A 14,425-nucleotide genomic window follows, 5' to 3' on the forward strand; every position below is an offset into this window, starting at 1 on the left:
GATTAGTGACGGATTATTGGCATGGCGAAGAGTGAAGCAGCAGCTGTAAAAGACCCTGCAACCAAAGGCAAACTCAAGCTGATCATCATGATCGTGGTGGGTTTGCTCCTGGCGGTTGGTGTGTCCGTGGGGGCGACCTGGTATGTCATGCACAGCGCTCAAAGCAAGCCGGCCGTGGCGGCGGAAGCAGCGCCAGTGGGCAAGCAGCCGGCGATCTTCGAACCCATGGCGCCGGCCTTCGTGGCCAACTACACCCAGAACGGTCGTCAACGCTACATGCAGGTGAGCATTACCCTGCTGGGCCGCAACCAGGCTGACCTGGAAGCGCTGCGGGTGCATATGCCACTGATCCGCAATAACCTGGTGATGCTGTTCTCCGGACAGAATTTCGACACCCTGGCCACTCCGGTCGGCCAGGAAATGCTGCGTCAGAAAGCCACAGCCAGCGTGCAGGAAGTGGCTCAGAAAGAGCTCGGCAAAGTGGTGATCGAACAGTTGCTCTTCACTAACTTCGTATTGCAGTAGGAACACGACATGGCCGTGCAGGACCTGCTGTCCCAGGACGAAATCGATGCGCTGTTGCATGGTGTCGACGACGGTCTGGTACAGACCGAAAACGCTGCTGAACCGGGCAGCGTCAAAAGCTACGACCTGACCAGCCAGGATCGCATCGTTCGCGGACGCATGCCGACCCTGGAAATGATCAACGAACGTTTCGCCCGCTACACCCGCATTAGCATGTTCAACATGCTGCGCCGTTCGGCCGACGTGGCCGTCGGTGGCGTGCAGGTGATGAAGTTCGGTGAGTACGTACACTCGCTGTACGTACCCACCAGCCTCAACCTGGTGAAAATCAAACCGTTGCGCGGCACCGCGCTGTTCATCCTTGACGCCAAGCTGGTGTTCAAGCTGGTGGACAACTTTTTCGGTGGCGACGGTCGTCACGCCAAGATCGAAGGGCGGGAATTCACCCCGACCGAGTTGCGCGTGGTGCGCATGGTGCTGGAGCAGGCCTTCGTCGACTTGAAGGAAGCCTGGCAGGCGATCATGGAAGTGAACTTCGAGTACATCAACTCGGAAGTGAACCCTGCCATGGCCAACATCGTCGGCCCAAGCGAGGCCATTGTGGTCTCGACCTTCCACATCGAGCTCGATGGCGGTGGCGGCGACCTGCACGTGACCATGCCGTACTCGATGATCGAGCCGGTGCGCGAAATGCTCGACGCCGGTTTCCAATCGGACCTCGACGATCAGGACGAGCGCTGGATCAATGCGCTGCGCCAGGACGTGCTGGATGTCGACGTGCCGATCGGCGCGACGGTCGCTCGGCGCCAACTGCGTCTGCGGGACATCCTGCACATGCAGCCGGGGGACATCATCCCCGTCGAGATGCCGGAAGACATGATCATGCGCGCCAATGGCGTGCCGGCCTTCAAGGTCAAGATGGGCTCTCACAAAGGCAACCTGGCGTTGCAGGTGATCGAGCCGATCGAACGCCGCTGAGCGGTGTCGAACTTCTTAAGTTTGTAACGGATTTTTGCTTCTAACTGATTTTTTGCCCGCCGAGGACAAATGATGGCTGACGATATGAATACCCAGGATGACCAGGCGCTGGCCGATGAATGGGCTGCGGCCCTGGAAGAAACCGGCGATGCCGGGCAGGCTGATATCGACGCCTTGCTGGCGGCTGACACTGGCGCCCATGCGTCCAGCCGCTTGCAGATGGAAGAATTTGGCAGCGTGCCCAAGAGTCATGAGCCGGTGACGCTTGATGGCCCGAACCTGGACGTGATCCTCGATATCCCGGTGTCCATTTCCATGGAAGTGGGCAGCACCGACATCAACATCCGCAACCTGCTGCAGCTCAACCAGGGCTCGGTGATCGAGCTGGACCGCCTGGCCGGCGAGCCGCTCGATGTGCTGGTCAACGGGACCTTGATCGCCCATGGCGAAGTGGTGGTGGTCAACGAGAAGTTCGGCATTCGCCTGACGGACGTGATCAGTCCGAGCGAACGCATCAAGAAGTTGCGCTGAGTGAAAGGTTTCTTCGCAGTCGCCGCGATGCTGCCATTGAGCGTGCTGGCGGCCGAACCGGTTGCCACGGCCGCCGCTGCGCCGGCGATAGGCAGTGGCGTCGCCGGGCAACTGGCGCAATTGGTGTTCGGCTTGCTGCTGGTGCTGGGCTTGATCTTCTTTCTCGCCTGGCTGTTGCGGCGTGTGCAGCAGGCGGGGCCGGCTGGCAAGGGGCAGGTCATCGACATTGTCGGTTCCCGCGCGCTCGGGCCGCGCGACCGGCTGGTGCTGGTGCAGGTCGGTAACGAGCAGATCCTGCTGGGCTTGAGCCCCGGCACCATCACCGCCTTGCACGTGCTCAAGGAGCCGGTGCAGGTGCCCTCCACCGAGCCGGCCAGCCCCGAATTTGCCCAGCGCCTCATGGAACTGTTGGGCAAAGACCAGAAGGATAAAAAGTAATGCCGTTGCGCATTCTGTTGGCATTGGCCCTGATGCTGGCCGCACCGTTGGCGTTCGCCGCCGATCCGCTCTCGATCCCGGCGATCACCCTCGGAACCAACGCCGAAGGGGCCCAGGAATACTCGGTCAGCCTGCAGATCCTGCTGATCATGACCGCGCTGAGTTTCATCCCGGCGTTCGTCATGCTGATGACCAGCTTCACTCGGATCATCATTGTCTTTTCGATCCTGCGCCAGGCCCTGGGCCTGCAACAGACGCCCTCGAACCAGATTCTCACCGGCATGGCGCTGTTCCTGACCATGTTCATCATGGCGCCAGTGTTCGACCGGGTGAACCAGGATGCGCTGCAACCTTACCTGGCAGAAAAAATCACCGCCCAGGATGCCGTGGCCAAGGCTGAAGTGCCGATCAAGGATTTCATGCTGGCCCAGACTCGCAGCAGCGACCTGGAACTGTTCATGCGCCTGTCCAAGCGCACCGATATCCCCAGTGCCGATCAGGCGCCGCTGACCATCCTGGTGCCAGCGTTCGTGACGTCCGAGCTCAAGACCGCGTTCCAGATCGGCTTCATGATTTTCATCCCGTTCCTGATCATTGACCTGGTGGTCGCCAGTATCCTGATGGCCATGGGCATGATGATGCTCTCGCCGCTGATCATTTCCCTGCCATTCAAGATCATGCTGTTTGTGCTGGTGGATGGCTGGGCGCTGATCATCGGTACCCTGGCGGGCAGTTTCGGCGGTGTTTAGGCCTTTTGTGCGGGTAGGACGATATGACGCCTGAAGTAGCGGTAGACCTGTTCCGTGAAGCGCTCTGGCTGACGACCATGATGGTCGCCATCCTGGTGATCCCCAGCCTGCTGGTGGGGCTGCTGGTGGCAATGTTCCAGGCCGCGACCCAAATCAACGAGCAAACCCTGAGCTTCCTGCCGCGCCTGCTGGTGATGTTGGTGACGCTGATCGTCGCCGGTCCCTGGCTGGTGCAAACCTTCATGGAATACATCCTGCAGTTGTACGGCAGTATTCCGCAGTTGATCGGCTGACCTCATGTCGATGCTCGCACTGACGGACACCCAGATCAGTACGTGGGTGGCATCGTTCATCCTGCCGCTGTTTCGCGTCGCCGCGGTGCTCATGAGCATGCCGGTGTTCGGTACGACCCTGGTGCCGACCCGTGTACGGCTGTATTTCGCCTTGGCCATCACGGTGGTCATCGTGCCCGGGTTGCCACCGATGCCGCCAGTCAATGCCCTGGACCTCAGCGCGCTGATGCTGGTGGCCGAGCAGATTCTCATCGGTGCCCTGATGGGGTTCTCGCTGCAGCTGTTCTTCCAGGCGTTCGTGGTCGCCGGACAAATCATTTCGATTCAGATGGGCATGGCGTTCGCGTCCATGGTCGACCCCACCAATGGCGTGACGACGGCGGTGATCGGTCAGTTCCTGACGATGCTGGTAACGCTGTTGTTTCTTGCCATGAACGGGCATCTGGTGGTGTTCGAGGTATTGACCGAGAGCTTTACCACCCTGCCGGTGGGCAGTGCGATGCTGGTCAATCATTTCTGGGAAATCGCCGGCAAGCTCGGCTGGGTCCTGGGTGCGGCGATGGTGCTGGTATTGCCTGCGATCACCGCGTTGCTGGTGGTTAACATCGCGTTTGGCGTGATGACCCGTGCGGCACCGCAATTGAATATTTTCTCCATTGGTTTCCCGCTGACCCTCGTGCTGGGCATGGTGATTTTCTGGGTCAGCCTGGGGGATATCCTCAACCAGTATCAGCCGCTGGCCACTCAGGCCTTGCAGCTTTTACGCGACATGGCACAGGCACGCTGAACCATGGCCGAGAGCGAGAGTGGTCAGGACAAGACAGAAGACCCCACGGAAAAGCGCAAGCGCGAGTCCCGGGAGAAGGGTGAGATTGCCCGATCCAAGGAGCTCAACACGCTTGCGGTGATGCTGGCCGGGGCGGGCGGGTTGCTGATTTATGGTGGCGGGTTGGCCCTGGACCTGCTGGAAATCATGCGCCTGAACTTCTCCCTGCCCCGTGAGGTGCTGCTCAGTCCGGGCGCGATGGGTCTGTATTTGCTGCATTCAGGCAAAATCGCGATTCTGGCGGTACAGCCGGTGCTGATTTTCCTCCTGCTGGCAGCCATCATTGGCCCTATTTCTTTGGGGGGCTGGTTGTTCGCCGGGAAGAGCCTGGCGCCGAAATTCAGCCGGATGAACCCGGCCAACGGCCTTAAGCGGATGTTCTCCACGAATGCCTTGATGGAGTTGCTCAAGGCTCTTGGGAAATTCTTCCTGATTCTCTTCGTCGCGTTAACGGTTTTACAAGCCGACATCGACGACCTGCTGCGCATCGCCCATGAGCCCCTCGAGCAAGCCATTATCCATAGCGTGCAAGTGGTCGGCTGGAGCTCGTTGTGGATGGCTTGTGGGCTGATCCTGATCGCCGCCATCGACGTGCCGATCCAGCTGTATCAGAGCAAGCAGAAGCTGATGATGACCAAGCAGGAAATACGTGACGAGTACAAGGACCAGGAGGGCAAGCCGGAGGTCAAGCAGCGGATCCGCCAGTTGCAGCGCGAGATGTCCCAGCGGCGGATGATGGCAGCGATCCCAGACGCCGATGTGGTCATCACCAACCCGACCCACTATGCCGTGGCGCTCAAGTACGACCCCGAGAAAGGCAACGCACCCGTGTTGCTGGCCAAGGGCAGTGACTTCCTGGCGCTGAAGATCCGTGAGATCGCCGTGGCCAATGAAGTGATGCTGCTCGAATCCCCGGCCCTGGCGCGGTCGATCTACTACTCCACTGAACTCGACCAGGAAATTCCCGGAGGCCTGTACCTGGCCGTGGCCCAGGTGCTGGCCTACGTCTACCAGATCCGCCAGCACCGCGCCGGCAAGGGCAAGCGCCCCGAGCCGCTCAAGGATCTGCCAATCCCGCCGGATTTGCGCCGCGATTCGTAGGAACTGCCGAAGGCGGCGATCTCTTGATCTTGATATCTCGACTGCGAGGTGAAAGATCGCAGCCTTCGGCAGCTCCGACAAAAGTTGGAAGGCTTCTTGCAATACCCCGTCTGCGCCCCCTCCGGGCGTCAAAAGTTTGCTTCACAGGAACGGGGAATATTGGTGGATCGCTCTCAGTTACTCAGCACCGCACGCAACAACGTAGCAGACCTCAGCCGGGGCAATCTGGGCGTGCCGCTGTTGCTGATGGTCATGCTCGCCATGATGATGTTGCCGGTGCCGCCGTTCCTGCTGGACGTGTTCTTCACGTTCAACATCGCCCTGTCGATCGTCGTGCTGCTGGTGTGCGTATACGCCCTGCGGCCGCTGGACTTCGCGGTGTTCCCGACCATTCTGCTGGTGGCGACGCTCATGCGTCTGGCGCTGAACGTGGCGTCCACCCGGGTCGTGATGATCCACGGTCATGATGGGCATGCGGCCGCTGGCAAGGTGATCCAGGCCTTCGGTGAGGTGGTGATCGGCGGTAACTACGTGGTTGGTATCGTGGTCTTCGCCATCTTGATGATCATCAACTTCGTTGTGGTAACCAAGGGCGCCGGGCGGATTTCCGAGGTGAGCGCGCGTTTCACCCTCGATGCAATGCCGGGCAAGCAGATGGCGATCGACGCCGACCTCAACGCCGGCCTGATCGATCAGAGCCAGGCCAAGCTGCGTCGTCTTGAAGTCGCCCAGGAAGCCGAATTCTACGGTTCCATGGACGGTGCCAGCAAATTCGTACGCGGTGACGCCATCGCCGGTTTGCTGATTCTGTTCATCAACCTGATCGGCGGCATGGCCGTCGGCATCTTCCAGCACAACATGACGTTCGGCGACGCTGGCAAGGTCTACGCCTTGTTGACCATCGGTGACGGTTTGGTGGCGCAATTGCCATCACTGTTGTTATCCACAGCTGCCGCGATCATGGTGACCCGTGCTTCGGGCTCCGAAGACATGGGCAAGCAGATCGGCCGGCAAATGTTCGCCTCGCCCAAGGCCCTGGCGGTTGCCGCCGGCCTGATGGCGGTGATGGGCCTGGTGCCGGGCATGCCGCACTTTTCCTTCCTGAGCATGGCCGCCCTGGCTGGCGGCGCCGCCTATCTGTTCTGGAAGAAACAGAACGTGCAGAAAGTCCAGGCCCTGCAAGAGGTCAAGCGCCAGCAGGAACTGCTGCCGTCGCCGGCCCGCGCCATGGAAACCAAGGAGCTGGGCTGGGATGACGTGACGCCAATCGACATGATCGGCCTGGAAGTCGGTTATCGCCTGATTCCATTGGTCGACCGCAACCAGGGGGGGCAGTTGCTGGCGCGGATCAAGGGGGTGCGCAAGAAGCTCTCCCAGGACCTGGGCTTCCTGATGCCCACCGTGCATATCCGCGACAACCTCGACCTGGCGCCCAGTGCCTACCGCCTGACTTTGATGGGGGTGATCCTGGCCGAAGCGGAGATCTACCCCGACCGCGAATTGGCGATCAACCCCGGACAGGTCTACGGCAGCCTCAACGGCATCACCGCCAAGGATCCGGCTTTCGGCCTGGAAGCGGTGTGGATCGAAATCAGCCAGCGGGCCCAGGCGCAGTCCCTCGGCTATACCGTGGTGGACGCCAGTACGGTGGTGGCAACCCACTTGAACCAGATTTTGTACAAGCACTCCAGCGAGCTGATCGGCCACGAAGAAGTCCAGCAACTGCTGCAAGTACTGGCCAAAGGCTCGCCGAAGCTGGCTGAAGAGCTGGTGCCGGGTGTGGTTTCGTTGTCGCAGTTGCTCAAGGTGCTGCAGGCACTGTTGGCCGAACAGGTGCCCGTGCGCGACATACGCAGTATTGCCGAGGCTATCGCCAACAACGCCTCCAAGAGTCAAGATACCGCCGCCCTGGTGGCTGCGGTTCGGGTCGGCGTGTCCCGCGCAATCGTCCAAAGCATTGTAGGGACTGAGTCTGAGCTGCCTGTGATCACCTTGGAACCAAGGTTGGAACAGATATTGCTCAATAGTCTGCAGAAGGCAGGACAAGGCTCGGAAGAGGGTGTCTTGCTGGAGCCAAGCATGGCTGAGAAGCTGCAGCGTTCGCTGATCGAAGCAGCCCAGCGGCAAGAGATGCAAGGCCAACCGGTGATCCTGCTGGTGGCCGGTCCGATTCGCGCGATGCTCTCGCGATTCGGGCGCCTCGCGGTCCCGGGGCTGCATGTGCTGGCGTACCAGGAAATACCGGACAACAAGCAAGTGACCATCGTTGCGACAGTAGGGCCCAACGGCTGAGGTAGTGGTTTATGCAAGTGAAGCGTTTTTTCGCCGCCGATATGCGTCAGGCCATGAAGCTGGTTCGTGACGAGCTGGGCGCTGAAGCAGCCATCATCGGTAATCGCCGGATCGCTGGCGGTGTCGAGCTGACGGCCGCTCTGGATTACAAATTGTCGGCGCTGGCTCCACGGGCTCCGAACATGGAACTCGAAGACGAACTGCGCAAGACCCAATCGCGTATTGCCAGCGCCCAGGCCGAACTGAGCCTGCGCGGCAGCGAAGGCGAGGGCGCGGCGGGCACCAATCGTCAATTGTTCGCCGGTCAGCCGCTGACGGCCGGCCTGCCGTTGACCGCTGCCGAACCGCTGATCGAGCAGGCCCACGCCGAACCGCGTCGTCCTGAGCCGGCGCCAGCAGCGCCTGCCCGAGGTGTCGATCCGCGTGCCCTGGACTCGATGCGCTTTGAACTCAACAGCCTGCGCGAGCTGATGGAAGTCCAGCTCGGCTCCCTGGCCTGGAACCAGCTGCAAGGCAGCCGTCCAGCCCAGGCCAACCTGTGGCGTCGCCTGCAACGCATCGGCCTGTCCGGCCCGTTGTCCCGGGACCTGCTGGCGCTGATCAATGGCATCGAAGAGCCTCGCCAGGCCTGGCGCATGTTGCTGGCCCACCTGGCGCGGATGATTGCGACCCCGGAAGTCGAGCCGCTGGAAGAGGGTGGAGTGATTGCCATGGTCGGCCCTGCCGGCATGGGCAAGACCACCACCCTGGCCAAGCTCGCCGCCCGTTACGTACTCAAGTACGGTGCCCAGAGCATTGCCCTGGTGAGCATGGACAGTTTCCGTATCGGTGCCCAGGAGCAACTCAAGACCCTCGGCCGGATCCTCAATGTGTCGGTGACCCATGTGGATCCGGGCCAGTCCCTGGCCCAGGCACTGGAGCCGCTGCTGCGCAAACGCGTCGTGCTGATCGATACCGCAGGCCTGCAAGCCAGCGATCCAGCCCTGCGCATGCAGCTCGAAAGCCTGGCTGGACGCGGTATCAAGTCAAAAAATTATCTCGTGTTGGCAACCACCAGCCAGAAACAGGTTCTAACCGCCGCATACCACAGCTACAAACGCTGCGGGCTGGCCGGCTGCATCCTGACTAAGCTGGACGAAACGGCAAGCCTGGGCGAGGTGTTGAGCCTGGCGATCGGTCATGAACTACCGGTGGCCTACCTGACCGACGGGCCGCGGATCCCGGATGATTTGCATCTGCCGCGCCGTCATCAACTGGTCAGTCGTGCCGTGAGTGTGCAAATGCAGGAAGAACCCAGCGAAGAAGCCATGGCTGATATGTTCGCTGATATCTACCACAGCCCGACCAAGCAGGTCGGCTGAGGTAATCATGAATATTTTTTGTACCTACATCGATGGTCTGCCATGCATTGTTCCGTATGTGAACGCGCAGCCAGTAATGTGGCCTCCGTCTAAGTAAGACAAGGTAAAGAACGAACATGGGCAGCATGCATCCCGTACAGGTGATCGCGGTGACCGGCGGCAAAGGTGGCGTCGGGAAGACTAACGTGTCAGTGAACTTGTCCCTGGCTCTGGCAGAGCTTGGCCGACGGGTCATGCTGCTGGACGCCGACCTGGGCCTGGCGAACGTCGACGTGTTGTTGGGGCTTACACCCAAACGCACGCTGGCGGACGTGATTGAAGGGCGCTGTGAGCTGCGCGACGTGTTGTTGCAGGGGCCGGGCGGCATTCGCATCGTGCCGGCTGCCTCAGGCACCCAGAGCATGGTTCACCTGACCCCGGCCCAGCACGCCGGCCTGATCCAGGCTTTCAGCGACATCGGCGACAATCTCGATGTGCTGGTGATCGACACCGCAGCCGGTATCGGTGACTCGGTCGTCAGTTTCGTGCGCGCCGCCCAGGAAGTGCTGCTGGTGGTCTGCGACGAACCGACGTCCATCACTGACGCCTATGCCCTGATCAAGTTGCTTAACCGCGACTATGGCATGAACCGCTTCCGCGTCCTGGCCAACATGGCCCAGAGCCCGCAGGAAGGACGCAACCTGTTCGCCAAGTTGACAAAGGTCACGGATCGCTTCCTGGACGTCGCCCTACAATACGTCGGCGCAGTGCCTTACGACGAAAGCGTACGCAAGGCTGTCCAGAAGCAACGTGCCGTTTATGAAGCCTTTCCACGTTCCAAATGCGCGCTGGCGTTCAAGGCGATCGCCCAGAAGGTCGATACCTGGCCACTGCCGGCCAACCCACGCGGGCATCTGGAATTTTTCGTCGAGCGTCTTGTGCAACAAACAGCAGGGCCCGTGCTATGACAGCCAGCGGTTACAACCATCTCTACAAAAAATCGGCACGGGACGCCCAATACGAATTGATCGAGCGTTACGCGCCACTGGTCAAGCGTATCGCCTATCACTTGCTGGCGCGCTTGCCGGCCAGTGTCCAGGTCGAAGACTTGATCCAGGCGGGCATGATCGGCCTGCTCGAAGTGTCGAACAAATACGACGCGAGCAAGGGCGCGAGTTTCGAGACGTATGCCGGTATTCGCATTCGCGGCGCCATGCTCGATGAAGTCCGCAAGGGCGATTGGGCGCCGCGTTCGGTACACCGCAATACCCGCATGGTCAGTGATGCAATTCGTGCAATTGAAGCTAAAACCGGGCGTGACGCTAAAGATCACGAGGTTGCGGCCGAACTCCAGTTGAGTCTCGACGATTATTACGGGATTTTGAACGATACCTTGGGCAGCCGCCTGTTCAGTTTCGACGACCTGTTGCAGGACGGCGAACACGAAGGGCTGCACGAGGATAACGCGAGTGCTCACATGGAGCCGTCGCGTGACCTGGAAGATGAGCGTTTCCAGAGTGCGCTGGCGGATGCGATTGCCAATTTGCCGGAGCGTGAGCGACTGGTCTTGGCGCTGTACTACGACGAAGAGCTGAACCTCAAGGAAATCGGTGAGGTCCTGGGGGTCAGCGAATCGCGGGTCAGCCAGTTACACAGCCAGTGCGCGGCCCGTTTGCGGGGGCGTTTGGGGGAGTGGCGAGCGCGTTGACAGGCAGTGTGGGGACACTGCGAACGAGGCTGGCCTGGCAGGTGCTGCGCCAGTCTCCATCCGTTGTGCTCCAAACCGTCGTCGAGTGTTGTGCCGGATTGATTGAAATGGCGCGTCCAGGTGCTGGGCGCGTTTAAGACTGCTTGGAGGTCGAATTGGACAAGAACATGAAAATCCTCATCGTTGATGACTTCTCAACGATGCGGCGGATCATAAAAAACCTGTTGCGTGACCTTGGGTTCACCAACACGGCCGAAGCAGATGACGGGACCACTGCGCTCCCGATGTTGCACAGTGGCAACTTCGATTTTCTGGTCACCGACTGGAACATGCCGGGCATGACCGGTATCGACCTGTTGCGTCAGGTGCGTGCCGACGAAAAACTCAAGCATCTTCCGGTGCTGATGGTCACTGCCGAAGCCAAGCGCGAGCAGATCATCGAAGCGGCCCAGGCCGGTGTGAACGGCTATGTGGTCAAACCCTTCACGGCCCAGGCGTTGAAAGAGAAGATTGAAAAAATCTTTGAACGCATCGGTTAACGGCGCCACGGGGGAGCTATGGATAACGAATCTTCAATGGGCGATTTCGAATCGACCCTGAAAAAACATGCCCGCGAACTGGTCGACAGCCTTGAAAAAGGTCGCTTTGGCGATGCGGTTCAAATGATCCATGAGCTCAACCAGACCCGTGACCGCGGTCTGTATCAGGAGGTGGGCAAGCTCACGCGTGAATTGCACAGCGCGATTGTCAATTTCCAGATCGACCCGAATATGCCGCAGGCCGAAGAAGTCTCGCAGATCACCGACGCCACCGAGCGTCTGGGTTATGTGGTCAAGCTGACCGAGGCTGCGGCCAACCGCACCATGGACCTGGTGGAAAGCGCAACGCCGCTGGTCAATGGCCTGAGCGAAGAAGCCCAGGCCTTGAGCACCGACTGGGGGCGGTTCATGCGGCGCGAAGTCGGTGCCGAAGAGTTTCGGGAGCTGGCCCGTCGAGTCGACGGTTTCCTGACGCGCAGCAGCACCGAGAACCGCGCGGTGGCCAGCAACCTCAACGATATTCTGCTGGCCCAGGACTATCAGGACCTGACCGGCCAGGTGATCAAGCGGGTGACCCAATTGGTCACCGAAGTGGAAAGCAACCTGCTCAAATTGGTGTTGATGGCCAGCCAGGTCGACCGCTTTGCCGGCATCGAACACGACCGTGAAGCGATGCTCGCTGAAAAAGATCCACAAAAACATCTCTCTCAGGGTGAAGGTCCGCAGATTCATGCCGATAAAAGAGAAGACGTTATGTCCGGTCAGGACGATGTGGACGATTTGCTGTCCAGCCTTGGATTTTGATTTAGCCCTATTTTAGGAGCAGCCATTAATGAGCTTCGGCGCCGATGAAGAGATCCTTCAGGATTTCCTGGTTGAGGCCGGCGAGATTCTAGAGCAACTGTCCGAGCAACTGGTCGAGCTGGAAAGCCGACCAGATGATGCGGATCTGCTCAATGCAATTTTTCGCGGTTTCCACACTGTAAAAGGAGGCGCCGGCTTCCTCCAGCTCAACGAGCTGGTGGAGTGCTGTCACATTGCCGAAAACGTGTTCGACATCCTGCGCAAGGGTGAGCGTCGCGTTGATTCGGAACTGATGGACGTGGTGCTCGAAGCGCTGGATGCGGTCAACAGCATGTTCAGCGAAGTGCGTGAGCGCTCGCCGATCACCGCTGCCACCCCCGAGCTGCTCGCTGCGCTGTCGCGTCTGGCCGAGCCGCAATCGGCTGACGAAGCGACTCCGGTTGCCGAGGCCGTGGTTGAAGAACCGGTCGCCGAGGAATCGGGCGACATCACCGATAACGAATTCGAACAACTGCTGGACTCCCTGAATACCGTCAAGGCCCAGGCCGAGGCGCCGGTCGCTCCGGCTGCACCTGCTGCGCCGGCTGTCGATGGGGCTGCCAGCGATGAAATCACCGATGCCGAGTTCGAATCACTGCTCGACCAGCTCCATGGCAAGGGCCAGTTCGCGCCTGATGCCGTGGTCCCGCCGGCGGCCCCGGCCGCGCCGAAAGCCGCGGGCGACAGCTCCGACATCACTGACGACGAATTCGAAGCCTTGCTTGATCAGTTGCACGGCAAGGGCACGTTTGCCGTTGACGCGCTGGATTCAGCCATCGCTTCGGTGCCGACGCCGGCCAAGCCCGCCGCCGCTGCCGCGGGCAGCGACCTGATCAGCGATCACGAATTCGAATCACTGCTCGATGAGCTGCACGGCAAGGGCAAGTTCAGCGAAGTCGGTACCGCTTCCGCTGCGCCTGCTGCGCCTACTGCCGCTGCCACTGCGGCCGCACCGGCGGCCAAGGCTGCGCCCAAACCCGCTGCCAAGGCACCGGAACCGAAGGCCGAGCCCGCCAAGGCTGCCGCTGCTGCTCCGGCGCCAGCCCGTGCTGCGGCGGCTGCGCCAGCGGACAAACCGGCCAGCGAAGCCGAGACCACCGTTCGGGTCGATACCGCACGCCTGGACGAGATCATGAACATGGTCGGCGAACTGGTGCTGGTGCGTAACCGTCTGGTGCGCCTGGGCCTCAACAGTCAGGATGAAGCCATGTCCAAGGCCGTGTCGAACCTCGACGTGGTCACGGCAGACCTGCAGACCGCGGTCATGAAGACCCGGATGCAGCCGATCAAGAAAGTCTTCGGGCGCTTCCCGCGCCTGGTTCGCGACCTGGCTCGCCAGCTCAAGAAAGAAATCAACCTGGAACTGGTGGGTGAAGAGACCGACCTCGACAAGAACCTTGTCGAGGCCCTGGCCGACCCGCTGGTCCACTTGGTGCGCAACGCGGTCGACCACGGCATCGAGTCGCCGGAAGAACGCGAAGCCTCGGGCAAGGTCCGCAGCGGCAAGGTGATCCTGGCCGCTGAGCAGGAAGGCGACCACATCCTGCTGTCGATCTCCGACGACGGCAAAGGCATGGACCCGAACGTGCTGCGTTCCATCGCGGTGAAACGCGGTGTGATGGACAAGGATGCCGCCGACCGCCTGAGCGACACCGAGTGCTACAACCTGATCTTCGCCCCGGGTTTCTCGACCAAGACCGAGATTTCCGACGTGTCGGGCCGTGGCGTGGGCATGGACGTGGTGAAAACCAAGATTTCCCAGCTCAACGGTTCGATCAATATCTACTCGACCAAGGGCCAGGGCTCGAAGATTGTCATCAAGGTCCCGTTGACCCTGGCGATCATGCCGACCCTGATGGTGATGCTGGGCAACCAGGCATTCGCCTTCCCGCTGGTCAACGTCAATGAGATCTTCCACCTCGACCTTTCGCGCACCAACGTGGTGGACGGCCAGGAAGTGGTGATCGTACGGGACAAGGCACTGCCACTGTTCTACCTCAAGCGCTGGCTGGTCAGCTCCGCCGCTCATGTGGAGCAGGGCGAGGGCCATGTGGTGATCCTTTCGGTGGGCACCCAGCGGATCGGCTTCGTCGTCGACCAATTGGTGGGCCAGGAAGAAGTGGTCATCAAGCCGTTAGGCAAGATGCTCCAGGGCACCCCGGGCATGTCCGGCGCCACCATCACCGGCGACGGCCGCATCGCGTTGATTCTCGATGTGCCAAGCATGCTCAAGCGTTACGCCGCCCGGCGTATTTGATTCTG

At 60.6% G+C, this 14,425-nt stretch carries 15 protein-coding genes; all 15 read left to right on the top strand.

Translation table 11 applies throughout. The features are described from left to right. Positions 1-21 precede the first annotated feature (21 nt). The 15 genes from fliL to GFU70_RS07895 all read left to right on the top strand — a co-directional run bounded on the left by fliL (position 22) and on the right by GFU70_RS07895 (position 14,420). Positions 22-525, top strand: coding sequence for a flagellar basal body-associated protein FliL (gene fliL, locus GFU70_RS07825; protein ID WP_058543548.1), 504 nt, complete (start codon positions 22-24; stop codon positions 523-525). 9 nt (positions 526-534) lie between these two features. Next, positions 535-1,503 carry a flagellar motor switch protein FliM gene (gene fliM, locus GFU70_RS07830; protein WP_003184019.1) on the top strand — a complete coding sequence of 323 codons (969 nt, stop codon included), beginning with the start codon at positions 535-537 and terminating at the stop codon, positions 1,501-1,503. A gap of 72 nt (positions 1,504-1,575) precedes the next feature. After that, the gene (gene fliN / locus GFU70_RS07835; RefSeq protein ID WP_003199107.1) at positions 1,576-2,034 is read left to right on the top strand and encodes a flagellar motor switch protein FliN; all 459 of its coding nucleotides are present in this window, start codon (positions 1,576-1,578) and stop codon (positions 2,032-2,034) included. Then, a complete protein-coding gene (fliO, locus tag GFU70_RS07840; protein ID WP_058543547.1) occupies positions 2,035-2,472 on the top strand; it encodes a flagellar biosynthetic protein FliO in 438 nt (145 codons plus the stop codon). Then, complete coding sequence (gene fliP / locus GFU70_RS07845) at positions 2,472-3,221, top strand: flagellar type III secretion system pore protein FliP (protein ID WP_003199111.1); 750 nt, start codon at positions 2,472-2,474, stop codon at positions 3,219-3,221. The genes fliO and fliP overlap by 1 nt, the downstream gene beginning before the upstream one ends. Positions 3,222-3,244: 23 nt before the next feature. Continuing rightward, positions 3,245-3,514 carry a flagellar biosynthesis protein FliQ gene (fliQ, locus tag GFU70_RS07850; RefSeq protein ID WP_003184009.1) on the top strand — a complete coding sequence of 90 codons (270 nt, stop codon included), beginning with the start codon at positions 3,245-3,247 and terminating at the stop codon, positions 3,512-3,514. A gap of 10 nt (positions 3,515-3,524) precedes the next feature. Then, positions 3,525-4,301, top strand: a complete 777-nt coding sequence (gene fliR / locus GFU70_RS07855; protein ID WP_193034301.1) for a flagellar biosynthetic protein FliR — start codon at positions 3,525-3,527, stop codon at positions 4,299-4,301. 3 nt (positions 4,302-4,304) lie between these two features. Beyond that, the gene (gene flhB, locus GFU70_RS07860) at positions 4,305-5,441 is read left to right on the top strand and encodes a flagellar biosynthesis protein FlhB (RefSeq protein WP_153387823.1); all 1,137 of its coding nucleotides are present in this window, start codon (positions 4,305-4,307) and stop codon (positions 5,439-5,441) included. A 162-nt stretch (positions 5,442-5,603) separates the two neighbouring features. Continuing rightward, entirely contained in the window at positions 5,604-7,733 is a 2,130-nt protein-coding gene (flhA, locus tag GFU70_RS07865; protein ID WP_058543557.1) for a flagellar biosynthesis protein FlhA, read from the top strand. Between the two features lie 11 nt (positions 7,734-7,744). Then, positions 7,745-9,094 carry a flagellar biosynthesis protein FlhF gene (flhF, locus tag GFU70_RS07870; protein ID WP_153387824.1) on the top strand — a complete coding sequence of 450 codons (1,350 nt, stop codon included), beginning with the start codon at positions 7,745-7,747 and terminating at the stop codon, positions 9,092-9,094. Positions 9,095-9,210: 116 nt separating this feature from the next. Continuing rightward, entirely contained in the window at positions 9,211-10,041 is an 831-nt protein-coding gene (fleN, locus tag GFU70_RS07875; RefSeq protein ID WP_003184001.1) for a flagellar synthesis regulator FleN, read from the top strand. Then, the gene (fliA, locus tag GFU70_RS07880; RefSeq protein ID WP_014337177.1) at positions 10,038-10,781 is read left to right on the top strand and encodes an RNA polymerase sigma factor FliA; all 744 of its coding nucleotides are present in this window, start codon (positions 10,038-10,040) and stop codon (positions 10,779-10,781) included. The genes fleN and fliA overlap by 4 nt, the downstream gene beginning before the upstream one ends. A 167-nt stretch (positions 10,782-10,948) precedes the next feature. Next, positions 10,949-11,320 carry a chemotaxis response regulator CheY gene (locus GFU70_RS07885; RefSeq protein WP_003199125.1) on the top strand — a complete coding sequence of 124 codons (372 nt, stop codon included), beginning with the start codon at positions 10,949-10,951 and terminating at the stop codon, positions 11,318-11,320. Positions 11,321-11,338: 18 nt separating this feature from the next. Next, complete coding sequence (locus GFU70_RS07890; protein ID WP_058543543.1) at positions 11,339-12,124, top strand: protein phosphatase CheZ; 786 nt, start codon at positions 11,339-11,341, stop codon at positions 12,122-12,124. A gap of 28 nt (positions 12,125-12,152) precedes the next feature. Next, the gene (locus GFU70_RS07895; RefSeq protein ID WP_153387825.1) at positions 12,153-14,420 is read left to right on the top strand and encodes a chemotaxis protein CheA; all 2,268 of its coding nucleotides are present in this window, start codon (positions 12,153-12,155) and stop codon (positions 14,418-14,420) included. Positions 14,421-14,425: the final 5 nt, after the last annotated feature.

Source organism: Pseudomonas brassicacearum, assembly GCF_009601685.2.
Classification (GTDB): domain Bacteria; phylum Pseudomonadota; class Gammaproteobacteria; order Pseudomonadales; family Pseudomonadaceae; genus Aquipseudomonas; species Aquipseudomonas kilonensis_B.